General features: G+C 44.2%; 21 protein-coding genes. 9 read left to right on the top strand and 12 right to left on the bottom strand.

What is annotated here, in order from left to right; translation table 11 throughout:
- Window positions 1-107: 107 nt before the first annotated feature.
- The 5 genes from NI389_RS18815 (at window position 108) to prpF (ending at window position 6,805) form a co-directional block, all read left to right on the top strand.
- Complete coding sequence (locus NI389_RS18815; RefSeq protein ID WP_208845355.1) at window positions 108-797, top strand: GntR family transcriptional regulator; 690 nt, start codon at window positions 108-110, stop codon at window positions 795-797.
- Window positions 794-1,672 carry a methylisocitrate lyase gene (prpB, locus tag NI389_RS18810; protein ID WP_308363015.1) on the top strand — a complete coding sequence of 293 codons (879 nt, stop codon included), beginning with the start codon at window positions 794-796 and terminating at the stop codon, window positions 1,670-1,672. Before NI389_RS18815 ends, prpB begins: the two co-directional genes overlap by 4 nt.
- A gap of 94 nt (window positions 1,673-1,766) precedes the next feature.
- Window positions 1,767-2,888 (top strand): bifunctional 2-methylcitrate synthase/citrate synthase, encoded by a 1,122-nt coding sequence (prpC, locus tag NI389_RS18805; protein WP_308363014.1) that lies wholly within the window; start codon window positions 1,767-1,769, stop codon window positions 2,886-2,888.
- A gap of 99 nt (window positions 2,889-2,987) precedes the next feature.
- Complete coding sequence (gene acnD, locus NI389_RS18800) at window positions 2,988-5,579, top strand: Fe/S-dependent 2-methylisocitrate dehydratase AcnD (RefSeq protein WP_308363013.1); 2,592 nt, start codon at window positions 2,988-2,990, stop codon at window positions 5,577-5,579.
- A 44-nt stretch (window positions 5,580-5,623) separates the two neighbouring features.
- Window positions 5,624-6,805, top strand: coding sequence for a 2-methylaconitate cis-trans isomerase PrpF (gene prpF, locus NI389_RS18795; RefSeq protein WP_308363011.1), 1,182 nt, complete (start codon window positions 5,624-5,626; stop codon window positions 6,803-6,805).
- A gap of 30 nt (window positions 6,806-6,835) precedes the next feature.
- Here the strand turns inward: prpF and NI389_RS18790 are convergent, their stop codons facing one another.
- A complete protein-coding gene (locus NI389_RS18790) occupies window positions 6,836-8,242 on the bottom strand; it encodes an aminotransferase-like domain-containing protein (protein WP_308363010.1) in 1,407 nt (468 codons plus the stop codon).
- Window positions 8,243-8,345: 103 nt separating this feature from the next.
- Here NI389_RS18790 and NI389_RS18785 point away from each other — a divergent pair, with 103 nt between their 5' ends.
- Both NI389_RS18785 and NI389_RS18780 read left to right on the top strand, forming a co-directional pair.
- Window positions 8,346-9,695, top strand: coding sequence for a pyridoxal phosphate-dependent decarboxylase family protein (locus tag NI389_RS18785; RefSeq protein WP_308363009.1), 1,350 nt, complete (start codon window positions 8,346-8,348; stop codon window positions 9,693-9,695).
- A gap of 204 nt (window positions 9,696-9,899) precedes the next feature.
- Window positions 9,900-10,832, top strand: coding sequence for a hypothetical protein (locus NI389_RS18780; protein WP_308363008.1), 933 nt, complete (start codon window positions 9,900-9,902; stop codon window positions 10,830-10,832).
- 28 nt (window positions 10,833-10,860) lie between these two features.
- Here NI389_RS18780 and NI389_RS18775 read toward each other — a convergent pair whose 3' ends face one another.
- The 8 genes from NI389_RS18775 to NI389_RS18740 form a co-directional block, all read right to left on the bottom strand.
- Entirely contained in the window at window positions 10,861-11,202 is a 342-nt protein-coding gene (locus NI389_RS18775) for a tRNA-binding protein (protein ID WP_308363007.1), read from the bottom strand.
- Window positions 11,203-11,320: 118 nt separating this feature from the next.
- Window positions 11,321-12,025, bottom strand: a complete 705-nt coding sequence (locus NI389_RS18770) for an AraC family transcriptional regulator (protein WP_308363006.1) — start codon at window positions 12,023-12,025, stop codon at window positions 11,321-11,323.
- Between the two features lie 335 nt (window positions 12,026-12,360).
- The gene (locus NI389_RS18765; RefSeq protein WP_308363005.1) at window positions 12,361-12,777 is read right to left on the bottom strand and encodes a DoxX family protein; all 417 of its coding nucleotides are present in this window, start codon (window positions 12,775-12,777) and stop codon (window positions 12,361-12,363) included.
- Window positions 12,778-12,901: 124 nt separating this feature from the next.
- Entirely contained in the window at window positions 12,902-13,774 is an 873-nt protein-coding gene (locus NI389_RS18760) for an ABC transporter substrate-binding protein (protein WP_308363004.1), read from the bottom strand.
- Window positions 13,775-14,015: 241 nt separating this feature from the next.
- Window positions 14,016-17,132 (bottom strand): efflux RND transporter permease subunit, encoded by a 3,117-nt coding sequence (locus NI389_RS18755; RefSeq protein WP_308363002.1) that lies wholly within the window; start codon window positions 17,130-17,132, stop codon window positions 14,016-14,018.
- Window positions 17,133-17,143: 11 nt separating this feature from the next.
- Window positions 17,144-18,835 carry an efflux RND transporter periplasmic adaptor subunit gene (locus NI389_RS18750; RefSeq protein WP_308363001.1) on the bottom strand — a complete coding sequence of 564 codons (1,692 nt, stop codon included), beginning with the start codon at window positions 18,833-18,835 and terminating at the stop codon, window positions 17,144-17,146.
- Window positions 18,832-20,157, bottom strand: coding sequence for a TolC family protein (locus tag NI389_RS18745; RefSeq protein WP_308363000.1), 1,326 nt, complete (start codon window positions 20,155-20,157; stop codon window positions 18,832-18,834). Before NI389_RS18745 ends, NI389_RS18750 begins: the two co-directional genes overlap by 4 nt.
- Before the next feature lie 100 nt (window positions 20,158-20,257).
- Window positions 20,258-20,632: a hypothetical protein gene (locus NI389_RS18740; RefSeq protein WP_308362999.1), complete on the bottom strand. Its 375-nt coding sequence runs from the start codon at window positions 20,630-20,632 to the stop codon at window positions 20,258-20,260.
- A gap of 226 nt (window positions 20,633-20,858) precedes the next feature.
- Between NI389_RS18740 and NI389_RS18735 the strand changes: the two genes are divergently transcribed.
- On the top strand, window positions 20,859-21,098 hold the full coding sequence (locus NI389_RS18735; protein ID WP_308362998.1) for a hypothetical protein: 240 nt from the start codon (window positions 20,859-20,861) through the stop codon (window positions 21,096-21,098).
- A 12-nt stretch (window positions 21,099-21,110) separates the two neighbouring features.
- On the opposite strand, the gene NI389_RS18730 is transcribed toward NI389_RS18735, so the two are convergent.
- On the bottom strand, window positions 21,111-21,566 hold the full coding sequence (locus NI389_RS18730; protein ID WP_308362997.1) for a hypothetical protein: 456 nt from the start codon (window positions 21,564-21,566) through the stop codon (window positions 21,111-21,113).
- 127 nt (window positions 21,567-21,693) lie between these two features.
- Window positions 21,694-22,803 (bottom strand): M35 family metallo-endopeptidase, encoded by a 1,110-nt coding sequence (locus NI389_RS18725; RefSeq protein WP_308362996.1) that lies wholly within the window; start codon window positions 22,801-22,803, stop codon window positions 21,694-21,696.
- Between the two features lie 666 nt (window positions 22,804-23,469).
- Here NI389_RS18725 and NI389_RS18720 point away from each other — a divergent pair.
- Window positions 23,470-25,011 (top strand): winged helix-turn-helix domain-containing protein, encoded by a 1,542-nt coding sequence (locus NI389_RS18720; protein WP_308362995.1) that lies wholly within the window; start codon window positions 23,470-23,472, stop codon window positions 25,009-25,011.
- Window positions 25,012-25,107: 96 nt separating this feature from the next.
- Here NI389_RS18720 and NI389_RS18715 read toward each other — a convergent pair whose 3' ends face one another.
- Window positions 25,108-26,037: a glycoside hydrolase family 16 protein gene (locus NI389_RS18715; protein WP_308362993.1), complete on the bottom strand. Its 930-nt coding sequence runs from the start codon at window positions 26,035-26,037 to the stop codon at window positions 25,108-25,110.
- Between the last annotated feature and the right edge of the window lie 38 nt (window positions 26,038-26,075).

Below are 26,075 nucleotides of genomic sequence, written 5' to 3'. Positions count from 1 at the left end.
TTATTGTGTAGGGCATGCTACTTTTGTCGACAATCTTAGGGTTTTATATTGATCATTCTTAGAATACTGCTAAGATTGTCTACAACTTGTCATCTCCACTTTTGAATATGGCCCTAGATATTTTTACTGAGCAAGCTGTAACTTCTTCAGACAAAACGTTTTATCGCATGCGAAAAGAAATTGTCGATGGAGAGATCCCCTCAGGCACTAAGTTGAGTGAAACTGAATTGTCGACAAAGTACACAGTCAGTCGAGCGGTAGTTCGTGAAGCAATTAACCGTCTTGAAGCGTGTCATTTAGTGGAGCGTAAAGCGAATGTCGGTGCTCGAGTCGTCACGCTAAGCGAGGCTGGGCTTGAAGAGTTGTACCAAGTACGTGAATCTCTAGAAGGGATGGCAGCTCGTTTAGCTGCAATTCACATGACGGATGAAGACATTCAAGGTTTAAACGCATTGCTTGGTGATCACTTTGATGAGGTCAAAGGTGGAGAGTCATACTATCAAGAAGCGGGGGACGTCGATTTTCATTATCGGATAATTCTTGGTAGTAAAAATAATCATCTAATTAACATGCTTATTAACGGTATGTACCATCTGATTCGAATGTATCGAGTACAGTTAGGGATGGCGGGACCACGCGTAACTACCGCGTTTGATGAACATAAACATATTGTGCGCGCAATCAGTAATCGTGACCCTGAGCTTGCGGAAATGCTGATGCGTCGTCATATTCAATATTCTAAAAATAACATTGCCAACAAGCTTTCGAGCGATAACAGCAAAGAGAGATCATCATGAGTGCAGGAAAGAAATTTCGTGACGCGTTAGCGGCGAATAAACCATTACAGATCGTTGGGACTATCAACGCGTACAGCGCGATGATGGCGAAGCGCATCGGCCACCAAGCAATTTACTTGTCGGGCGGCGGTGTCGCAAACGCTTCCTATGGTTTGCCTGATTTGGGCATGACGTCGCTAAACGACGTACTTGCAGACGTATACCGTATTACCGCAGCGTGTGATTTGCCATTAATGGTCGATATCGATACAGGTTGGGGTGGGGCTTTTAACATTGCTAAAACCGTAAAAGATATGGAAAAAGCCGGTGTCGCTGCAGTGCACATCGAAGACCAAGTGGCGCAAAAACGTTGTGGTCACCGTCCAAATAAAGAAATCGTATCGACTGAAGAAATGGTGGATCGTATAAAAGCGGCCGTAGATGCGCGTACAGACCCGAACTTCTTTATCATGGCGCGTACGGATTCGTTTGCACAAGAAGGTCTTGAAAAAGCGATTGAACGAGCAAAAGCCTACGTTGCAGCGGGTGCGGATGGGATATTTGCTGAAGCCGTGAAAACAGAAGAGCATTATCGCGCGTTCAGCGAAGCATTGGATGTTCCAATTCTTGCCAATATTACTGAATTTGGGCAAACCGAACTTTGGAACAAAGAAGAGCTAGGTGCATGGGGAGTAGACATGGTGTTGTACCCACTCAGCGCATTCCGAGCAATGAATAAAGCAGCAGAAATGGTGTATCAGTCTATCCTTGCCAATGGTGACCAAAAAGCGGTAATCGATACCATGCAAACGCGCATGGAACTGTATGATTATTTAGGGTACCACGATTATGAGCATAAGCTTGATCAGCTCTTCGCGGAAGGTAAAAACAAATAATTGCAAGGTGCGCGGCAACGCACCTTTTCGTCCTTTGCAATAAAAACGACAGCAAGGACATGTAAAACAGCAGGAAAAATTCAGGAGACAACAAATGGCAAAAGTACTAAGTGGAGCGGGTTTACGCGGTCAAGTAGCGGGTAAAACAGCATTATCAACCGTGGGTAAATCTGGTTCGGGTTTAACTTACCGTGGCTATGATGTTAAAGATTTAGCGGAAAATTGTGAGTTCGAAGAAGTTGCGCATCTTATTCTAAAAGGTCATCTTCCGACGCAAGACGAACTCGCCACGTACAAGGCACAATTGAAGGGTATGCGTGGTTTACCACAAGCACTTAAAGATGTGCTTGAGCGTATTCCTGCTGATGCACACCCAATGGACGTGTTACGTACAGGTTGTTCTATGCTCGGTAACCTTGAAGGTGAGCACAGCTTTGACATGCAACAGCAAGTCACAGATCGTATGTTAGCGGCGTTCCCAAGTATCATTTGTTACTGGTACCGCTTTACGCACGATGGCGTTCGTGTTGATGTTGAAACAGACGACAATTCAATCGGCGCGCATTTCTTACACTTACTTCATGGCAAAAAGCCATCAGAACTCCATGAGCGCGTCATGCATGTGTCTTTGATCCTGTATGCGGAGCATGAATTTAATGCGTCTACGTTTACGGCTCGCGTGTGTGCATCCACGCTTTCGGATATGCATTCCTGTATTACTGGTGCCATCGGCTCACTACGTGGTCCATTACATGGTGGTGCAAACGAAGCTGCAATGGAAATGATCGAACGCTTTAACTCAGCAGATCACGCTGAGCAAGAAATGATGGGCATGTTGGAACGCAAAGAGAAAATCATGGGCTTCGGACATGCGATTTACTCAGAGTCTGATCCGCGTAACGCAATTATCAAACAATGGTCTGAAAAACTAGCTGCAGATGTCGGCGACACGGTACTGTACCCAGTGTCAGTGCGTTGTGAAGAAGTCATGTGGCGCGAGAAAAAGCTATTCTGTAATGCGGATTTCTTCCATGCCTCTGCGTACCACTTTATGGGCATTCCTACTAAATTGTTCACACCGATTTTCGTGATGTCACGCTTAACGGGTTGGGCGGCTCACGTGATGGAACAACGCGCAGATAACCGTATTATTCGCCCATCGGCGGAGTATGTTGGTGAAGAGCTGCGTTCTGTTACACCGATCGCACAACGTTAATTCCATTTAGAAAGATCAAAATGCCAAGTGTGAATAGCACTTGGCTGTGACAGCAAACGTTGCTGTCAATCCTGTCACCGATTGCAGTTGGATATAAACATGAACACGCAATTTCGTAAGACCTTACCAAATACCAATTTAGATTTTTTTGATACGCGCGAAGCGGTCGAAACCATTAAACCGGGCGCTTATGACACGCTGCCTTATACTTCGCGTGTACTTGCCGAAAACTTAGTACGTCGTTGTGCTCCAGACACATTGACAGACTCACTCACACAGATTATCGAACGTCGCCGAGATTTAGATTTCCCATGGTTTCCTGCGCGCGTGGTCTGCCACGACATTCTAGGTCAAACCGCGCTGGTGGATTTGGCGGGTCTTCGTGATGCCATCGCAGAAAAAGGCGGCGATCCGTCAAAAGTAAACCCTGTGGTGCCAACGCAGCTTATCGTAGACCACTCTCTTGCGGTGGAATATGGTGGTTTTGATAAAGATGCATTCGAGAAAAACCGCGCAGTGGAAGATCGTCGTAACGAGGACCGATTTCACTTTATTAACTGGACAAAAACCGCGTTTAAAAACGTCGATGTGATCCCGCCAGGCAATGGTATTTTGCACCAAATCAACCTTGAGAAAATGTCGCCAGTCGTTCAAGTGCGCGATGGTGTAGCGTTTCCTGATACGCTAGTAGGTACTGACAGCCATACACCGCATGTCGACGCATTAGGTGTTATCGCGATTGGTGTGGGGGGGCTTGAAGCCGAAAGCGTGATGCTAGGTCGTGCGTCGTATATGCGTTTACCAGATATCGTTGGTGTTGAATTAATCGGTCAAAGACAGCCGGGTATTACTGCCACCGATATCGTGCTGGCGATCACTGAATTTTTGCGTAAAGAACGTGTTGTTTCAGCGTATTTAGAGTTCTTCGGTGAAGGCACTAAGAGTCTGAGCTTAGGTGACCGTGCAACCATTTCAAACATGACGCCAGAATATGGTGCGACAGCGGCGATGTTCTACATCGATGAAAAAACCATTGATTACCTTCGCATTACTGGCCGTGATGAAGAACAAGTGAAATTAGTTGAACACTATGCGAAGCAAACAGGTCTTTGGGCGGACAGCCTAGCAAATGCGCAATACGAGCGTGTGCTTAAGTTTGATTTATCGACCGTGACTCGCAACCTTGCAGGCCCGTCGAACCCGCACCGCCGTGTGGCAACGACTGAGCTTGCTGCGCAAGGTATCGTGAAAGACTACGTTGAAGAAGAGGGCAAAATGCCCGATGGCGCGGTGATCATCGCAGCGATTACCAGCTGTACTAACACCTCTAACCCACGTAACGTTGTAGCCGCAGGCTTACTTGCGCGTAATGCCAATGCCAGAGGCTTAACCCGTAAGCCTTGGGTGAAGACCTCGTTCGCACCGGGTTCAAAAGTCGTTAAGTCGTACATGGAAGACGCCAACCTATTGCCTGAGCTGGAACAGCTTGGCTTTGGCGTGGTGGCGTTTGCGTGTACAACCTGTAATGGTATGAGCGGCGCGTTAGATCCGGTTATTCAGCAAGAAGTGATTGACCGCGACTTGTATGCAACGGCAGTACTCTCAGGTAACCGTAACTTTGATGGTCGTATTCATCCTTATGCGAAACAAGCCTTTTTAGCTTCACCGCCGCTAGTGGTGGCTTATGCGATTGCCGGTAGTGTGCGTTTTGACATTGAAACGGGTGTTTTAGGGTACGATCAAGCGGGTCAATCGGTTACGCTTAAAGACATTTGGCCATCAGACGAAGAGATTGACGCAGTCATTGCAAAAAGTGTGAAGCCTGAGCAATTTCGAGCGATTTACGACCCAATGTTTGATTTAAGCGTCGATTACGGCGACCACATCAATCCGCTGTATGACTGGCGACCAATGAGTACTTATATTCGCCGTCCTCCGTATTGGGAAGGTGCATTGGCGGCGCCGCGTACGCTGACGGGTATGCGTCCTCTTGCAGTGCTTGGCGATAACATTACGACGGATCATTTATCGCCGTCCAACGCGATTATGATGGATAGCGCGGCGGGTGAATACCTGCACAAAATGGGCTTACCAGAAGAAGACTTTAACTCGTACGCCACACACCGCGGCGACCATTTAACCGCGCAGCGAGCAACGTTTGCCAACCCGAAACTGTTCAATGAAATGGTGCGTGATGAAGCGGGCAACGTGAAGCAAGGTTCACTGGCTCGTGTTGAGCCAGAAGGCCAAGTAACGCGCATGTGGGAAGCAATTGAAACCTACATGGAGCGCAAACAACCACTAATCATCGTCGCGGGAGCCGATTATGGTCAAGGTTCGTCACGTGACTGGGCGGCAAAAGGTGTGCGTTTGGCGGGTGTTGAAGCGATCGTTGCAGAAGGGTTCGAACGTATTCACCGTACGAACTTGATCGGGATGGGCGTGTTACCACTTGAGTTTAAAGCGGGTACCAATCGTTTAACGCTCGAACTTGACGGAACTGAAACCTATGACGTTAAAGGCGAACGTTTACCGGGCACAACGCTTACGTTAATTGTTAATCGTCGAAATGGTGAAAGCATCGAAGTGCCAGTGACGTGCCGTTTGGATACTGCAGAAGAAGTCTCTATTTACGAAGCGGGTGGGGTGTTACAACGTTTCGCCCAAGATTTCCTTGAAGGTAATGTGTAGTCAACGTTTTTGTGGGCGATGCATCATCGCCCAAAGGAAAGCATATGAGTTTTAAACCACAAATGAAAATCCCGGCGACGTATATGCGTGGCGGTACATCAAAAGGGGTATTCCTTAATCTGACGGATTTGCCGTTGGATGCGCAAGTGCCGGGGGCAGCGCGCGATGCGATTTTGCTGCGCGTGATTGGTAGTCCCGATCCGTATGGTAAACACACTGACGGCATGGGCGGGGCGACCTCAAGCACCAGTAAAACAGTGATTTTGAGTAAAAGCACTCAAGTGGGTCATGACGTCGATTATTTGTTTGGTCAAGTGGCGATTGATAAACCATTTATCGATTGGAGTGGTAACTGTGGTAATTTAACCGCGGCTGTCGGCGCGTTTGCCATTGCGAATGGTTTAGTGGACGCGGCGCGTATTCCTCATGATGGCGTTGCGGTAGTGCGTATCTGGCAAGCAAATATTCACAAGACGATTATTGCTCATGTACCAATGACAAATGGTGAAGTGCAAGAAACGGGCGACTTTGAACTCGATGGTGTGACATTTCCTGCGGCGGAAGTCGTGGTTGAATTTATGGACCCAAGCGATGGTGAAGGCGATATGTTCCCGTCGGGCAACTTGGTTGATGTATTAGAAGTGCCTGGTATTGGTGCTTTTCCAGTGACCATGATCAATGCCGGGATCCCAACGCTGTTTTTTAACGCAGATGACTTAGGTTACGATGGAACCGAGTTGCAAGATGCGATAAACGGTTCTGCGGACGCATTAAAACGTTTCGAAACCATTCGTGCACATGGTGCGCTTAAAATGGGCTTGATAAAAGATCTAAGCGAAGCAGAAGCTCGTCAGCATACCCCGAAAATCGCTTTTGTCGGTAAACCAAAAGCGTATGTTTCTTCAAGTGGTAAACCCATTGCAGTAACCGACATCGACTTAAACGTTCGCGCATTATCAATGGGTAAGCTACATCATGCCATGATGGGCACCGCTGCAGTAGCTATAGCAACTGCTGCGGCCATTCCTGGTACATTGGTAAATCAGGCAGCTGGTGGTGGAGAGAGAAGCGTAGTCACGTTTGGTCACCCGTCAGGCACGTTAAGAGTTGGTGCAGAAGCGAAATTAGTAGATGTACAATGGCAAGCCACTAAAGCAATTATGAGTCGCAGTGCACGAGTCCTAATGGAAGGCACGGTTCGAATTCCAAATCTGCTTTCTGATTAATACCCTTTAAACCCCGCAAATGCGGGGTTTTCAGTAAATTGTGTCGCGTTCATTCGACGCGAGTTTTGTGTTTAGGTAATCAAGTAAGTTGATAAATTTGTCTTTCACTTCACCTTGCAGCTTTAGGCCCATATTAATACGAATATAGTGTTGATAATGGGGCGTTGTTGAAAATTCATTGCCTGCGCGAATTGAGATCCCTTGTTGTGCTAATTGCGCTTTTATTTCTTCACCTTGCAACGGTGCAACATTTAGCCACAGTACCAGCCCTCCGGTTGGTGAATGAGCCAACACTTGCTCAGGAAGGTATTGATTAACCATGGAAATATATTCCATACATTGAAACGCAAGTTGCGGGTTAAGCTTGTTTAAGTGCCGGCGATAATGGCCTCGTTCTATGTAATCGGCGAGAGCGAGTTGCAATGGAGCATTTCCACCAAGAGACCGTGCCGCAACTAAATTTAAGAATGATTGATGAAATCGACCGGGCAAACACCAGCCGAGCCGAAGCCCGGGAGCAAGCGTTTTTGACACACTGCTGCACCACATTACCCAACCGTGCGTATCATAAGATTTTATGGGGGCAGGGACATGGAAAGAGTGACTGAGTTCACGAAACACATCATCTTCGATGATTGGTACACGATATTGATGTGCCATATCAGCCAATGCACGTTTTTGATTTGCGCTAATGCTGTGGCCGCTTGGGTTTTGGTGATTGGCTGTTAGCAGGCAGGCCTGTATTTTTTTCCGCGCCATTGCGTCTTCAAGCTGCGCGAGATCAAGGCCATCTTGAGCGCTTGGAATTTCATATGCTTTTAATCCCAGAACGGCCAAAACGTTCAGAAGACCACTATAACAAGGGGATGAAACCGCGACGGAGTCACCCCGTTCACATACGGTTTGTAGTGCAGTCATGACAGCATCTAAGCAGCCGTGTGTAATAACCAGCTCATGAGGTTGTAGATGAAATCCTTGGCTCGAAAAATGTTTACAAAGCGCCTCGCGCAGCAAGTCGCTCCCTGCAACGTTAGCATAACTAAAAATTGCGTTATTTTTCCGGCTTACCCTCGCCACACTTGCGGCCAAATTTTCTGAATCCATCAATAACAAATCAATTTGCGCTGTTGCGAATCCAAACTGTGGATTTTGATCATCGCGTCGAGCAACATCTACAGATTTAATTTGAGCATCAAATTGAGCAAATTGGGCCGGTTTTAGTGGCGAGTTAGAGACAAAGTATCCTCGTTTTTCACTTGCAACGATAGAACCCAACGATTCTAAGTAGCGATATGTGGCGAGTGCGGTTGTCATACTAATTTCATGAAGTTGGCAAAATTGCCTGAGGGAAGGTAAGGGTTGTTCATGTCCATACAAGCCTTTTGAAATGTTGCTCAGAACTAGGTCCGCAAGCATCTTGTATTTTGGTATGCTCATCTGTTATCTAAAATTCATGGAAATCTGTATCTGTTATCTTATTCTAAGTGACCTACACTGAGTTGGTCAAAGTGATATTAACTAAGGAAAACCCATGGAGTGTATGAACTTAATCTCGGCCTTAGCAGAACAATTAAATCATCAAGGTGAACTTAACAACCGGCCAGTCGTCGCGCGCAACGATGCGTACTCCTATTTTGCGTTACCTGAAAGTGGTCTTGGATTTTCAGGGTTTTGTACTGAATTTAGACACCAGATAGAACCACGCTTGTCTGGCAGCAACGGTCCACGCTATTGGGGGTTTGTGACCGGTGGTGCTAACCCAACTGCAACCTATGCCGATTGGCTAGTAACCTGTCTAAACCAGAATGTGGCTAAGGGAGGGGACTCTGCGGCATCCAACATTGAACGTTTAACTCTCAAATGGCTAACTGAATTGTTTGAATTACCTAACATGTTCGACGGTGTTTTTACCACTGGAGCCACAAGCGCGAATGTTCTTGGTGCTCTCGTGGCTCGGCAATATGCCGGACAGCAAAGAGGTATAAATGTCGCATTGGACGGTTTTTATGGCGTTGAGACAAAGGTTTTAAGCGCAACTCCGCACGCCAGTATGGTAAAAGCTCTCGGATTTGCAGGTTTTGGTCAGAAACAATGGGAAGCGATTAAAACAAAACCAAACTCAGAAGCCTTGGCGTTAGACTCCCTAATTTCAAATTTAAAGGCATTGAAACAACAAAATCCGAAATGTGTCCCTATCGTGATAGCCAGTGCAGGAACGGTGACAGGCACCGATTATGATGACTTGGACAGCGTAGCTAAGATTTGTCGTGAGTATAAAGCATGGTTACATGTAGATGCTGCGTTTGGAATTTTTGAACGTTTAGTGGAAGGACCAAATGGAAAAACCAAAGGCTTAGAGTACGCTGACAGTATTACGCTCGATTGTCACAAATGGCTCAATGTGCCATACGATTGCGGTGTGTTTCTGACGAGGCATTTAGAGGTACTTAAAGAGACGTGTCACGTCGATGCGCCTTATCTCGCCAATGAAGATGCTGAAATTCCTTTTATGTCGATTGGCATCGAAAACTCACGACGTTTCCGAGCGTTACCCGTTTTTGCCACTTTACTTAGTTACGGGCGAGACGGGGTTAGAGCGCAAATTATGCATAATATAAAATGCGCTGAGCAACTGGCAAACTGGATTCGTAGTTCTGAAGGCTATGAGTTAGTCAAAGAGTGTCTATTAAATGTAGTACTTTTTAAACCGAAGAATGGCAGCGATGAGGATACGCGAAATGTGCTTAAAAAAGTCAATCAGTCAGGAAAAGTGTTTATGACGCCAGGGCGTTGGCAGGGCCAAAGCGTAATCCGAGCTGCATTTAGTAACTGGCGAACAACAGACGAGGATGTTGAAATCGCGGTACGTGTTTTATCTGAACTCGAGTAACCTCTTAACATAACCAAATACCGAGTTGCTAACCTACACCAAATAGATGCTGTGTAACTTTTGTGTATATTTTGTTTGTTTGGTGTGTCTATTTTGTGCTGTTTTGTGGCGTTTAGCCAAATTAATACCAAAGTGTGATTTTTAACCAAAAGAATCTTGATAAACTGACTTAGTTTAATAAAAATAAAATTAAAACAAGCAATTATGAATAGATTCATAGCATTTCTTGCTCTCTCTTTTTTATCTCTGCAAGTAGCGGTAGGTGCAGAACACATAAGTGACCATGAAACCTACTGCGCGCAAACGACATCTGTCTCTTGCATTGACTTTATCAACAAACGGTTGTCTGAAAAAGAGTATTTATCCCACGATTGGTTGAAAATAAAATCCTACCAGCTTGATTATCTTTATGATTTTCAGAAATTTGAACAACTCATCGTTGAGATAGAACCACTATTAGCTGAGCAATCTAGCCTTCCCCCTATTTTTTGTGCACAACTAAACTTTTATTATGCAAAAAGTCTTCAGGTTGTTGGGCCTAAAGCAAAAGCAGAGCACTACGCGAATCAAACCGGAGTGCTATTAGAAGGTCTCTATGGAGCGTTTGGCGATCCATTAAGAGTTATCGAGCTTGCAAATTTGCAGGTCGTTTTTGGTCACACGAAGCGCGCATATCAAATCTTGTTGATGGCACAAAATCGCTTTGCAAAAAGTAAAGACCCTAATTTTCTTTATGAGTTAAACGAACAATTGGCGAATGTTTTTTTCGGATGGAACAATCTGGAAAAGGCAGTGGAACACCGCAAAACGGCCCTAGAATACGCTCGTAGAATTGGTCATCGCGGTAAAATGCAGATTGCACTTGGCAACCTAGCACGAACACTTCAGTTAAATAATCAATTTAATGAAGCCAGTCGCTACTTTCTTGAAACGCTGCAATATGTCGAGGAACCTGAGCTTGCTTCGTTCAGAGTATTGTATCTACTTCGTTTATCTCAATCGCTTTATGAACTACATGATGTTCAAAATTCACTCTATTACTTTCACCAAATTGATGCTGCACTCGTGACAGACAATTACAAAGAAGAATATCAAAAACTTGAAAATGGGTTCACTCATCACTTAGCCAAAGGTTAAGTGATGAGTGAACCCGGGTACGTCTGTTTCACGCGAGGCGAGTGCCATTGGGCACCTTACATTCGGGAATGGCTAACGCAACATGGCCATTTTCGTTATGAAAACCGGTTACTAAGCATTGAGACTTAAAAGGACCAATTTGTTTCTCGGGGAAATTAATCACAGCGACAACTTGTTTACCGACTAACGTTTCTATCGAGTATAAGTCCGTGATTTGAGCACTCGATTTCTTTACGCCGATTAGCTCTCCAAAATCAACGTACAATTTAAACGCAGGTTTTCTGGCTTCAGGAAACGGTTTCGCCTCGATAATGGTACCCACACAAATTTGGATACGTTCAAAGTCCTGCCAAGATATTGTTTCACTCATTTTATTTTCACCTTTTATTTCGTTCTGAAGGAATGAGACTGTCGTTCAATATTAGCCTGAATACTTACACTGGATTGTGCTAATAAGACGTATCGTTAGGCAGAAAATAAATTATTTTCTAGCGTGTTTTTGATGGTGATATGCCGAAAAATCGATAAAAGCGTCGACTAAAAGCGGAATGATCATGGTAACCAACTTTGTAGGCGACAAGATTAATTGGCATATCGGTGTGATGTAGTAATGCTTTCGCTTTCTCCATTCTCAATCTTGTCAGGTAAGCCATTGGAGTTTCACTTAATACAGCAGTAAAGCGTTTTTTAAATTGGGTTGGACTTAGGCAAGCGATGCCTGCAAGCATCTCAAGGGTTAACTCGTTTGAAAGATTTTCTTGCATGTAGATCATCACTGCTTGGATCCGTTTGTCTTGCGCAATATGTTCACTTAACGTATCGAGCAATACATAAAACAACCTACAAGATTGATGTTCGATGTTCTTATCGACCCTTGATTGCAATTGCGATTCAATAAACGTGAGAAAGTGCATAAATGTCGAAGAAAGCTGATATTTATTATGGTGTTCGAGAGTCAACCTAGTAGGGAGTTGGTTTAAGTCTGCGACGATGAATCGAGCGTCTTCTTGTGCTCTAAATGTATGAGTTAAACCGGCGAGAATAACAACGCATTCACCGCGGGAAATTGTCCCTGAATAGTGCAATGTTGTTATTTCAATATACCCGTTTAACGGTAAAACTATCTGATGATAGGTGTGGGAGTGTGATCGACGCTGCTGCTGGTATTGCCTTATTGAAAGCGAAATGTCCATGGTCTTCGTAAAAACTCCAATGATTTTTGAAACAGCGTCAACGCATGAATGTACGTCTTATTTGCGTAAATGTGAAATTTTTCAAGGTTGCTAATGGATGACTTTCATCCTGTTCACGATGTGGTTGTGAAAGTCTGAACACGCGCTTCAGCTTATGGTCTGCGCTAAAGAAAGCATTTTGTGGCTATATCGGAGAATTCTTAGGCGTTTACGGCAATGAACAGTTCAAGCATCTCTTCAAATTACGTACGTTAGCACAGACAAAATTAGCAACGAAAAAAATTAAAAAACCACAAAACTAAATGTTGTGGTTTTTTATTTCCTAGCGTGTCGTTTTATTTCGACAGGATTTTATGGTCAATACTAAAGCGCCCAGCTCCGGTTGCAGCCAAAGCCAAGAATCCACCTGCCATCGCCACATTTTTGAAAAACAGGATGAACTGCATTTGGTCGCTCAGATTAAAGTGGAATAACAATGCACTTACGATACTAAATCCAGCAAGCGCGATAGCCGTGATTTGTGTCATAAATCCGCTGATAATCAAAAGTGCAGCACCAATCTCAAACACAATGACTAAAGGAAGTAATTCCGCTGGCAATCCACTTGAAGCCATGTACTGTGCATTTCCATCGTAATATTGCACTTTGTTCAAGCCAGCGAGTAAAAAGATAGCGGCCATACTGAGGCGAGCAAATAGAAGGGCAATATTTGAAAGGGTTTTATTGTCTGAAATTACAGTTACTAGTTTCATGGTAGTCTCCAAAGTTTTATTTGTTCACTGCGTATGTGCAGTTGATGGAGAAAGTATAGTTACCGCTTTAAAATAATAAAATTAGTAAAAAAAGCTACTTTCATTCTTTTTAGGAGAATGTTTTTTATTTTCTGCGCGCCAGATGCAATGTGGAATCAGATTGAACGGCATTACTTTTGGCAGGGATTTGGTAAGCGGCTTCAAGAGCATCTTTCAAAAATTGGAACTCTACAGCAGGGAAGGAAACACGATGCATGTTGATCATGTAGTTGAAGTACTCAGGTTTGTCCATTGCTTCGTCAAAGCTGGCTATCGCCATTTTACCATGGACACTGCGTGCGCAAGCAATGTAGCCAAAAACGGTTTCGTTAACACCTTCAATCGAATGGAAAGTGACTTCGTCTGATTCTGGTCGGTTGGCAAAGTGATCAAGGTAAACTTCACTGTATTCAAGTACACCATCCAAGGTGCCTTTTGCAACTCGCTCTCGGTGGTTAAATGCCGAATTGAGCCCTTCGCCCCACACAAATGCTTCTCTGTTTGCCTCAATGATATTATCGAGTTCTTCACCATAAGAACGGCCTTTTACCACACCGATTTTTAAATGTGCTGACTTTAGCACGTCGGTAAGTGAAATTTGGTCTGGCAATGTAATCGATTTTGTTAAGACTAGTCTGATTGACGGAAAAGCGATAAGTGGGTAATGGCTAAATATGGCGTCTTTTTCACGAGCGGAGGTTTTTTGTTTGTTGTAAAGACATGCATAGGGATTGCTTCGTAACTCTCGCCACTCTCGTTGATGGCTGGCTGGCATGTATTCTAAATCTATTTTTTCGTCAACCAATCGAGCTACGTGTGCGAAAACGGTAGCACCAATATCAACAGGGGTTTCACCTTTTTTTGGAATGTAATCCGAAGGTACTTGAATGCGTAAATGAGCTGCCAAACTTGTTGAGGTAAAGACCAATAAAAACAAAGACATTAAAAAGGAATACATGCGTTGAACCTCTATGACCAATTTATATTTAGCTATAAATTGGTGATTATCGCCGCTGTCCTTACGACCTACATTGTTCCTCTATTATAACCTGTCCAAGAAAATTGGATCGAACCATTTTACAGGATTTTTGTAAATGGAGTAAACGATGATGCGTGTTGGATTGTTCTTTGTGCGTGAATGTTACGTCTAAAAAAGGAAAGCGTGCAACCGAACAACGCACGCTTCCCCTTCATTCTAGTTAGCGCAAATTGCGTTTGAGCAACAAAAACGCGGTGGGTAAAACAAACAACGCAAGCACGACCGCTGAAACCATGCCGCCAACCATTGGGGCCGCGATGCGACTCATGATTTCACTGCCAGTTCCTGTGCCATAAAGAATGGGCACGAGACCGATAATTATGGTTGCAACGGTCATCATGATTGGGCGTACGCGCAGTCCCGCACCATTCGCTACTGCTAACATTAGCGATTCATTAGTGATTTCAACGCCTGTTTGCGTATGTGATTTTTGCAATTCTTGATAGGCTTGATTCAAATACACCAGCATTAACACACCGATTTCGACAGCAACCCCTGCCAGTGCGATGAAGCCAACACCTACCGCTACTGAGAAGTTAAATCCTTCAAGATAGAGAAGCCACAAACCACCAATTAGCGCCATTGGTAAAGTACCCATGATAAGCAGTACTTCACTTACTTGACGGAAATTTAGATAGAGTAGAACTATGATAATGCCAAGCGTCAGTGGCAAAACATAACTGAGTTTTGCTTTGGCACGCTCCATATATTCATATTGACCAGCAAACGAGATTGAATATCCTGAAGGTAGGTCTAATTTCTCTGCCAATAGTTGTTTAGCATGTTTAACGTATGAACCGACATCTACGTTCTCAATGTCGACAAAGGTCCAGCCGTTCAAACGTGCGTTCTCACTTTTTATGCCTGGTGGGCCATTTTCAATATAAACATGGGCTACATCACTTAGTGCGATGTGCTGTCCTTTGGGCGTAACGAGTGGTAAGCGAGCAAGTGCTTCAGGTGAATCTCGATAGTCTTGGGGGTAACGCATATTTACGGGATAACGCTCTTGGCCTTCAACGGTTTCAGTCACATTCATCCCGCCAATTGCTGTCGATACAATTTGCTGAATTTCAGTGACGTTCAAACCATATCGAGCGGCTTTCAATCGGTCTATATCTACCTTGATATAACGACCTTGCGCAACTCGCTCGGAATACACCGATGCGGTACCTTTCAAAGGAGAAAGCAAGCGCTCGATGTCTTGCCCCAAGCGCTGAATTTCATCTAAAGAAGGTCCTGCAATTTTGATCCCCACAGGGGTTTTTATGCCGGTAGCAAGCATATCTATACGGGTTTTAATCGGCATAACCCAAGCATTCGTGAGGCCTGGAAACTGCACTAAAGCATCAAGCTCCTTTTTGAGGCTATCCGTTGTCATGCCTTCACGCCACTGAGATTGAGGTTTAAGCTGTATGAACGTCTCGATCATTGTTAGCGGTGCTGGATCTGTCGCAGTTTCTGCCCGGCCAATTTTACCGAAAACATTTTCAACTTCTGGAACCGTCGCAATAAGCTTATTGGTCTGTTGCAATAATTCGCGCGCTTTTCCTATCGAAATACTTGGGTAAGTCGTTGGCATATACATTAAATCGCCCTCATCGAGCGGAGGAATAAACTCAGTGCCAATTTTGTTGATAGGGTAGAAACCGATGACCGTGATTAAAACAGCCATGGCGAGTGTTGTCTTTGGTCGCGCAAGCGCCACTTTGAGCAGAGGCATATACGCTGAAATAAGTAATCGATTAAGAGGGTTTTTCTCTTCTGCGATGACCTTTCCGCGGATAACGTAACCCATCAAAACGGGCACTAGGGTAATTGCAAGCCCTGCCGATGCTGCCATCGCATAAGTTTTGGTGTAAGCGAGTGGCGCAAACATGCGACCCTCTTGTGCTTCCAAAATAAATACCGGTAAGAAACTAACCGTGATAATCAATAAGCTGAAAAATAAAGCTGGGCCAACTTCACTTGCCGCCTCTGCAACCACTTGCCAACGGTTTTCATCGGTGACTTCTTTATGTGCCATATGTTTATGTAGATTTTCTATCATGACGATTGCTCCGTCGGTCATCGCACCGATAGCAATAGCAATCCCACCAAGAGACATTATGTTGGCATTTATCCCTTGGAAATACATGATGAGAAAGGCAACTAAAATACCAAGTGGCAGCGTAACAACCGCGACGATTGAGGAGCGAATGTGGAATAAAAACAATACACAAACGAGCGCAACAACAATCAATTCTTCTACTAATTTACCCCAGAGGTTATCAATGGCCCGGTCGATGAGGTTGGAGCGGTCATAAACCGTCACTATTTCAACTCCCTCCGGCAAACTCGCGCTCAAGCTGTTTAATTTAGCCTTTACACCTTCAATAGTTTGCGCAGCATTTTCACCAAAACGCATAACTACAACACCACCGACCGTTTCGCCTTCACCGTTAAGCTCCGCGATGCCCCTGCGCATCTGCGGTCCGAAAGTAATGGTTGCAATGTCACCGATGGTGAGTGCAGTCCCCTTGTCATTTAGGCCAAGCGGTATTTGTTCAATGTCTTGAATACTTTGGATGTAACCTGTTGTGGTAACAATGTATTCGGCTTCAGCCATTTCAATAACAGAAGCGCCTGTTTCTTGATTTCCCTGCTTTAGCGCAATTTGCACTAAGCTCAAAGGAATGCTGTAGGCGCGCAATTTCTCTGGATCCACTTGTACTTGATATTGGCGAACCATACCGCCGATGGGGGCGACTTCGGAAACTCCGGAAACCGTTTGCAGTTCGTATTTTAAAAACCAATCTTGAATACTTCGTAATTGACTTAAATCGTGTCTACCCGTCTTGTCTACAAGCGCATACAGGTAAACCCAACCGACACCAGTCGCATCAGGACCAAGCTGAGATTTGGCGTTCGCCGGTAAACTGCTAGTCACTTGGCTTAGATACTCCAGTACTCGACTGCGAGCCCAATACAAGTCTGTTTTATCATCAAAAATGACGTAGACGTACGAGTCACCAAAGAACGAGTAGCCGCGTACGGTTTGCGCACCCGGTACAGACAACATTGCCGTAGTGAGTGGAAACGTTACTTGATCTTGTACCACTTGAGGTGCTTGACCTGGATAGGATGTTTTGATGATGACCTGAACGTCCGAGAGATCCGGAATCGCATCAATGGGCGTTTGCTTGAGCGCAAATATCCCAGCTCCACTTAACATTAAGGTGACAAGCAAAACAAAGAATCGGTTGCCTATCGACCAACGAATAATCGCTTCAATCATTATCGTTGCTCCTAGTGACCAGCGTGAGATTGCTGTGGCATGATTTCTACAACCACAAAATCGTCTTGGATTTCAAAGCGAAATTGGACGGACATATTTGGCGATAATGTGTTCATGTCAATGTCATCAGCGACTAAAAAATCCATCGTTGCAGCAGGTCTATCCCATTTTTCAATCGCGTCTCGGCTAATGTTTAACGTGCGGTTGGCAATATCGATAGAGTTGATTATTCCCCCGACCTCCGCACTCGGATACGTTTTTTCGGCCATGCCCATAACGTGAATTCCAGTCACACTGAGCGAACCATCTTGTTGCTTCGTTACTTCAAAATGAAGTGACTGACCAACGGCAAGTTGCTTTACGTCAACTCGCTCATCAAGGTTAAAATCCATCGTCATTTCTGGCCATCCCCAGTCAGGTGCGGCCTCATGTTTAATGGTTGCAACGCGATTTTCCGTGTCGAGTTGGCGAATTTCGCCTGCAATCCAAAGGGTATTCGCTGACGTTTCCATGCGCTTGAAATCAGACGTTTTTGACGACTCAGAATCAATGAGAAATTGTGCGGATGTAACAATTTCATCGCCTTCTGCAAGACCGCTTAAGATTTCAACATGGGTTTTGCCCCAAAGACCAAGCTGCACTTCGACCGATTTAAAGCGGCCATCGCCTTTTGCAAGTACAACTCTGTCTTGGCTACCCGTGCGGATCACGGCTTCTTTAGGCACAATGAGGTGCTGTTGTGTCGATGAGGTGTGAATTTGTACCGCTGCAAACATGTTTGGCTTAAGTGCCAAATCTGGATTGGCAAACTTCAATCGGACACGTAGCGTGCGTGTTTTCGCCTCTACTGTTGGGTAAATGTAATTTACTTTTCCTTCCCATGAGCGGCCTGGCAAGTAGTCTAATGTCATTGTGACTGGCTGTTCGAGATGAATTTTTGCCGCGTCACGTTCAAAGACTTCCGCTTCTACCCAGACGGTATCGAGTTGTCCAATGCTCATCAGCGTAGTGCCGGGTTTTACATAGAAACCCTCGCGTACTTGCATGCCATCAATTACACCCGATTGAGGCGTGTAGAAGGTAATAGATTGCTTTACTTTTCGCTCGCTGGCGAGTTTCTCGATAAAGCTCGGAGAAAGTTGAAGCGCTTGTAAACGTGCTTTAGAAGCGTTGATCAATGCTTGATTGTTACGATTAATTGCAATTAAAAACTCCTCTTGTGCATTAACAAGCTCAGGAGAATATAACGTGTATAGCGGCGTATTTGCTTTCACTGGATCGCCAGCTGCTTTAACGTACAAGGTTTCGATCCAGCCTTCGACTCGTGGATGAATATGCAACAACGAATCTTCATCGTATTGAACATAACCCACGGTTTTGATTGAATCATGCAGTGACGCTTTCGTTGTTGTAATCGTTCGAACACCAAGATTGTTGACGACTTCAGGGCTGATCTTGACTGTTCCAACGCTTTGCGAATCATTTTCTTCATACACTGGAACAAGATCCATCCCCATAGGTGATTTTCCTGGTGAATCTCGTCGATAATTCGAATCCATTGGGGCGACCCAGTAAAGTGGTTTTTTCTCTTCATTTACAGAGGCTTCATTTGCCTTGTGTCCTGTCGAAAACAGGTTCGTACTTATAACACCAGCACCAAAACCGAGCAAAATTAAAGAGATGAGAGTGATTGAACGGTTCATTGCGGTGCTCCTTGGTATTGGCCCAGATTTGGTTGGAGTAAGGCGTTTAGTTTGGCCACACTCTTGAGTGCTTGAATATCGATGTTGAGTGAAGCGAGTTGGATATTGAGTACGTTGACACGTGCCCATACGACGTCAGTAAAATTACCGTCATCGTGTGTGTAGGCGGTAAGTGTCGCTTCGGCTTGCTCACTGCTTTGTTTTTCAAGTTGAGATTTGTAACGGGTTTGACGCTCAAATAACCGTTCCAAATTCGAAATTTCCGCATAGGTTTGGCCAAGTAGGGACTTTATCGTAAGCTGAGTCGCGGTTTTTGTCGCTTCAGCTTGAGATTGCGCTGCCTGTAGCTGTTGATCTTGGCGATTGGAAGTGAAAATAGGCAGATCAAAGCTTACACCTACTGAGAAAAAGTCGGCTCGATTCATACCATTGTCGGCATCGTCACGGTAACCATAACTTGCGTTCACACCCCATTGTGGTTTGTAATTCTGCTTTGCCAATTCGATGTCTTGAGCCACTGTTAGTTCTTGCGTTTGCAAGGCTTTAATGGTCGGATGAACGGTTAACAGTGAAAGAAGCTCTTCTTGGCTTTTCGTTTTAATGCGCTCGCCCAACTTAAGTGCAGGAAGCACGCTGAAATCAAACTTAACGTCTTCAAAGGTAAAGTCATTTCGTTGTATAAGAGACGTCAATCGAGCGTGTATATTAGCGCGTTTTTGCTGTTCACTCGCTAAACGTTCTTCAAGTTGCAGTAGTTCTAACTCGGCACGGATTACGTCTTGTTGTCTTACTTTACCAAGAGCACTGGCGTAACTGGCTTTTGTGACTTCCATCAACTGTTCGAATAGTTGTTTGTTTTTCTCGATAAGGAGAATAGCACCGTCTGCAGCGACGCCATCCAACCATAGTTCGCTGACTAATAATGCTATCTGGTTGTAGCGATTGGCCTGCTGCCAATCAAGTTGGTTACGCTCGAGCGCTACCTTACGCTGTGCTATGTTGAGACTATCGCCGCGAGGGAACATTTGAGCAACACCGACTTTAGCTTGAGTCATCGCTTCTTGATTAAAAGAGAAACTATCCATCGGCAAGTTCATTAAACTGAAGTTAATGGATGGATCTGGCAGTGAACCTGCCGCGATTTCGCGAGCGTCGAGCGCCTTAGATTGGAATCGAGCTTGCTGTTGCCAAAGATCGCGTTGCTGCGCCAATTCAATCGCTTGTTCAAGCGTTAGCGTATTTTGTGCAAGCGCGTTTGTACACACGATCACATTTGATAGCAAAAGTGCGAGTGTTGATAAGGTTTTAGTATAAATTTTCATGCCTTTATTCCGTATTAATACGAGAACAATGCCTAGTTTAGAGGCAAATAATGATTTATTTTTCGACTGTTAGGCTAATTTTGGATGCACTAACCCTGGGTTAGGCGAAAATGGGTGGCTTATAAAGCGACCGAGGGAAGCTTGATTCAAAATGGATTAAAGCAGATTCGACACGTTCGTTTGGTACGTGAAGCGGGTTATAACCGCTTGACATATTCACGAAATGTAGCGCACCACAGGCGTTAGTTGGGCAGTAACATTTCGTATCACAACAATCTTCATCACTCATGGTACTTACCACGTCCATATCCATCAGTGCATGATCTTCCATGCTATGGTTCATTTCGGTGATTTGGAAAGAAGGCATTGTGTGTGTCATTTTATGCGGTTGCATATGACAAGGCATTGCAGCAAACGCTAAGTTTTGCCACATCACAAGTACAACTAAAATGTACGTTGAAATGCCTTTAAGCATGATTAAATCCTAATCTGGTAACTGTCAAAGCCTACCGTGAACGAGTAAGAATGTAAAGTAGAGCGAAGAAAACGCGACTGAATACAGGTGTAATTGGCTGTAATCGGCTTCAAAGGGGAGAGCGGATATAATTGTGAGACAGCAGGATAGAAGCGTGGGGTCGTCGTTGATAGGCAATATGTACCTCATTCTTTTATAAAGAGAACTAACCTAAAGGGCGTCGGAGATGGATAACAAACATTCTCTATCTAAGGAATTCAACCCATACTCAGAATCGGATCCAACTTTTGAAAGTGCAGAAGCTTTATTGTTGTTTGCTACTGGCGAAGCACCTTCGGAAGGTCAAACGGCTCAAATGGAAAAGCTGCTGTTTATGCTAAAAAATGTGTGTGGTGTTGACGTCGAAACGTTAGCGGATGGCGTAGTCAGTCTTCGTTTATCAGGTATAACTAAGTTACATTCTTGAGAGTTCAGCGCACTATTTGCTAACCATGAAGGACCATTGAACCGTGTGTAATGATTGCCAGCATGGAAGGCTTGATTGTGCACTGTTCGGAATTAAGGTGTATTTTCCAGGTGGTATTTCATAAACCTCAGCAAGGTCTAACGACGTACGATAAGATTCATTCGGTTTTAGGTGTAAATAATCATCAGGTGTTGGTGCTAGCCTCTTTGCTTTTGGACCTTGGTACACCAATTCCTGTTTTTGCTGATTTCTCAGTATAAACAAAGAAGACCAAAATCCTTCCAGTGGCGTTAGCCAAGTCAATATTTCAGCTTCTGTTGCAGCATTGTTTTTAACAGTGAATTCCACGATAAAGGGTTTTTCAACAACACCCTCTTTTGGAACATGCAGCTCACAGTCAATCGATGCAAACACGGTGTTTGAAGTCATAGTCAAGGAACCCAACAAAAAGAGAATGCGTTTATTCATTTATCATGCCTTTTTGTAAAATAACGGGGCCTTTGCCCCGTTAACTGCTATGCCCAAAGAGTCGCCAAACGCATTTCAAATGCGTTGGCAAATTCTATACGCGTTGTAATCCTGTCACGCTGTCGGATTAGTTTTGGTATGGCGTATTTTCTGCGAAGTATTCATGGCTATCCGCGTTTTGAATTGCTTGACTTGGGTCTGAAATCGCAAGACTTTTCGCGCCAGATTGACCGTACACGATGTCATCAGTACCTGCAACTGCATTGAAGTGACTTAGCTCATGAATGATTGTACCACCGCGAGAATCTGTACCTGATTCATTTGCACTCCAGAACGCACGACACAGGTATACTTTGTAAGGTTGATTCGGATATACGTATGCAAAGTAGGATTTCTTACAGCTGCAATCGAACGTTAGCGGCTTGTTGTCAATTGCATCATTAATCGCATCAAAATGATCCGATACCGTGTTATAGCGGCTCGATGTGCTTGAACCAAACCATGTTGTGTAACGTGCGCTTGCTGAACTTGATGAATGACTATTTAGGTAGCTAACAGAGCTGTTCGCCATTTGGTCAGCAGCGTTGAGCGCGGATAGAATGTCGTTTTTCTGTCCGTTGTCACAACGTCCAGTGAAGCACGTACCACCGACACAATCGCTTGCAGCAGCCGTTGGTTTTGCTGAAGTTCGCATGTTATCCATTTTTAGACCCATGCCATTAATCCACACTGATACTGATTCAGACTTTAACGTTGATACGTTTGCGTTTGAACGTGACGCGGTGTTGTGCAACTTACTGTCAATTGGCATTAATGTAGGTTGCTGAAATAGGTTGAGTGAATGTACGTTATAACTTACTTCATAATTACCAGGCTGGCTGAAATCGTAAAAACCCGTTAACTCGAACGTTTTAGTCATGCTTTCGCCTGCGTTCAAGGTGATGTAGTCATTTTCTGTTGGAGCAGGACGTTTGAAATGCGGTCCATTGAACGCGACTTCTTCGCCATCACGAGTCACTTTGAAAATGTGCTCTTCTTCTAAGTCGGTGTACCAGCTCAATAGTTTTTGAGTGTGATTTGATTGGTTCGTAAATTGAACCACTGCAGAAACGTTGCCATTTGTATGCGTTTCTAAATTAACAGAAACATCTACGTTGTTTGCTGCAAATGCGCTTGTAGCGCCCATTAACGCCATTGCAAGCGCTGTGCGAGAGAATGCTTGGATACTTGTTGTCATAATTGGTCCTATTGATTTTTATATTGCGTATTTTTCGACCGTTCAGGTCAAGTAGATTATTAGTATGAGGTACAAAGAAATGCAATAAAAAATTTACATATTTTGTAATGTTTTAGTAACACCTGCGATTTATTATTTTTATTTTGTTGTTTTGTAAGTAAATTAATTTTATGTTGATTTTTGTTGGTGTAGTAAAAATGTTATCACTTTGATGTCTTTGGTTCGCTGTAACTGATGAAATGACGGTCAAAAGTGTTTTTGGGGATTCAGAGCGCTAGACGTTTTCTTAAACGATGCGCTCCTAGAAAAAGTTATACACCGCTAGAGTAAGTGTTTGAATATTAATCAGTATGGTTGTGTTATCCACAAAATCTGTGGATAGCTTTGTGTTTAACTAGGGTATAGGCTTGTGACAATTGGGTTTGCGCAAGTTATGCGCACAACGCAACGTCTAAATAGGTTCCGTTATGATTGTCCCAGTTTTGCGCCTACGTTTAATTCCTCGTCCTCTTTCAAGTAGTCTATTTCTACTTCAAATTTACGCAAAAATTCGATAACGTGTTTTGTAAATAACTACTCTGCAAACGACGCATGCAATACTTCGGCAATGGTTTTCAAATCGATGTAAGACGAGGGGTCATCTCAAAAGGGAACGAGGTTTACACCTTGAGAGCCAAAACATTGCAGGTGATCGCTTTACTTTTGCGCGAAAAAGACAGCGTTGTCTCAAAAGATCGCATGCTTGCTGAAATATGGTCGGATGTTATTGTACAAGAGCAGGTTTTGGTGCAGTCAATTAAGGAAATTCGCGATATTCTAGGATCGGATGTAATACGAACGTTCCCACGGCAAGGCTATCAATGGGTAGCTGAAATATCCGACATGCCTTTAGACAAAGCTACAATAACACGTTTTAAGAAGCCGCTCGTTTTTACGTTCTTTTTTTCTCTACTTGTGCTTGCCGTGGCAATCAGTCTGTTTTTCCGCGATAACATCCAAGCGCAGCGAATTGCATTCTTACCTGTTATTAATCAATTGAGCGATGCCAACCACAATTGGGTGAGTATGAATGGTCAACGTTTTCTTATGGATATGTTCTCTCGCTCGAGTCAATCTAACAAAAGCCATTGGCAAATTGTCAGCATGGAGGAGATCCACTATGCGTTTGAGCGATTGACGTCTAAGGAATTGAATGCCGTGCAAGCGGGGGATTATTATGATTTATTGCCATACATTGGCGCTGATGTGGTCGTCGCAACTCGTCTACAGGGATTTCCAGAAGACTATCAACTTCAATACACGTTATATTTTCCGTACGCGCAAGAAAAAGGAATAGTATTTAAGCAACGAGTAAACGAGGCATTTTCCGATTTGATTAAGCGTCTAAATAAGCGTTTTCAATTACAGGATAATGCTGAACACGCTGCACTCATCAGCTATGATTTTGGACATTCCGCGTTTGTCGAAGGGATAAATTACTATCTCAACGGCCACTTTCATGAAGCAATTACATTGCTGCGTGCAGCTAAACAAAGCACGCCAGATTATTTACCGATTAGCCGCTACCTAGGTGCTTCGTATGCCAATTCAGGTGAGTTGGACAAAGGTATACAGGAACTGGATGACGTACTAATGAAGCATGCATCGCAAGTGGATAGAGAAGTGATGCGTACACATCTACTTTTAGGATACTTACTGCTGTCTCATGCACAGGGCGACCAACAAGTATTAGCCAAGGCGGAAACTCACGTAGCAATAGCCGTACAACTTGCACACCAGTTGGAAGACCCATTGTTTGAAGCCTACAGTAATGAGGAATTTGCAAAGATTAAACGAATGCAAGGCGACTTTGTTGCAGCTAAAGCTGCCCTACAAAATTCACTAAGATTGCATCAAGTACGGCCTGAAAGTTATGGACGCACCGCAACGCTTATTGAGCTCGCGAAAGTCTTTGCGGCTGAAAGCGAAGACGAAGCCGCGTGGGATCAGCTCAATCAAGCAATGCTAATTGCGCAACAAGCCGATGTGCCTGCGAATCAAATTTGGGTATTACTTGCCAAGGTGGAACTTGCACAAAATGAACTTAATGAACAAAAGGCTGCGCAATTCTTTGCTGAGGCGGAAAACATTGCCAAAAACAGTGATGATCCGCTATTGATTGCACGAGTTGAAACGTTTAGAAACAAGACCTTTCCACTTGTGAATTAAGGCGTTTTACTGAGCGTACTGCGAAATTGAATGGCATTCTTTTATCAAATTAGGTTGGGGGAATTCTGGATAAGAGAAGCCATTCAAAGGTTGATGCTATAAGCTGCAGTATGCTGGGTAGTTACCTGCGGGCACGGTGTCGGTGAAATGAGCATGTTGTTTTCTGAGCATTTCAACTTTGCTGAGCACCGTTTTTGTATCAAGTTTACTTTTTGCTGCGAAGTACACCCAATCAATATCTTGACTGTATTGGCGCATGGTTTGTTGAGTGACAATTTGCTCGGCAATAAACCATAAATTAAAGTTTATCGACATAGGTACTTCAGGATAAACTTGACTACTGTGCGTTGCGAAAAGCTCTCCATCAACATAATAATTTAAGATATTATCTGCGATAGTGAGCACTAACACGTGCCAACCTTGTAGTGATCCCCTACGGGCGTTGTGTTCGTTTATTGGCGTCCATGGCGTCAGCTGAAAGGTTTCCCACGATGTGGCAAATAACGCATTGTTCTCTTCGCCCCATCCTCCGTTTGGTAAATATTCGAAATCGGTTTCGCTGTAATCTTTATCAAGCGGCTTTTCCAGAGGGCTGATAGCATAAAACGTTTGCACAACACCATCACCGTCTACACCGTAATCAGGTTTGTCGTTAAAATGTACACGTGCCGCGTACGTGCCTTCGAGGTACTTACGTTGATGACATACTTGAGTTTGCCGTGTATTAACGGAAGTGCCATCTGTCTGAGAAGTAATGCGCATTACCTGATTGTTGCTATTAGTGATGTCAGGATGAAATGTCACGCCATCTGCCCACCAAACCCCATTTTTTATGCCAGGGTGACCTGATTCAGTGCGTATGAGCCAGCCGTTACTAGCGGCCTCGCTGAACGACTTGTAGCTAAAGTCATCAAACATGACGTCATTATTGGAATCGGATTTCGCGAAAGCTGGGAAATGCAGCGCGAAACTCGATATAAGGCTGAACGCTATTACAAACGTTCGATTTAACGTTGTTTTAATCATGATTATTCCTCCATCGGCTTTTCTCGAGTTATGGCAGA

Origin of the sequence: Pseudoalteromonas xiamenensis (assembly GCF_030994125.1) — a bacterium.
Lineage (GTDB): Bacteria > Pseudomonadota > Gammaproteobacteria > Enterobacterales > Alteromonadaceae > Pseudoalteromonas > Pseudoalteromonas xiamenensis_B.
Note: the sequence above shows the minus strand (reverse complement) of the source record. Positions and strands in the feature narration are given on the sequence as shown.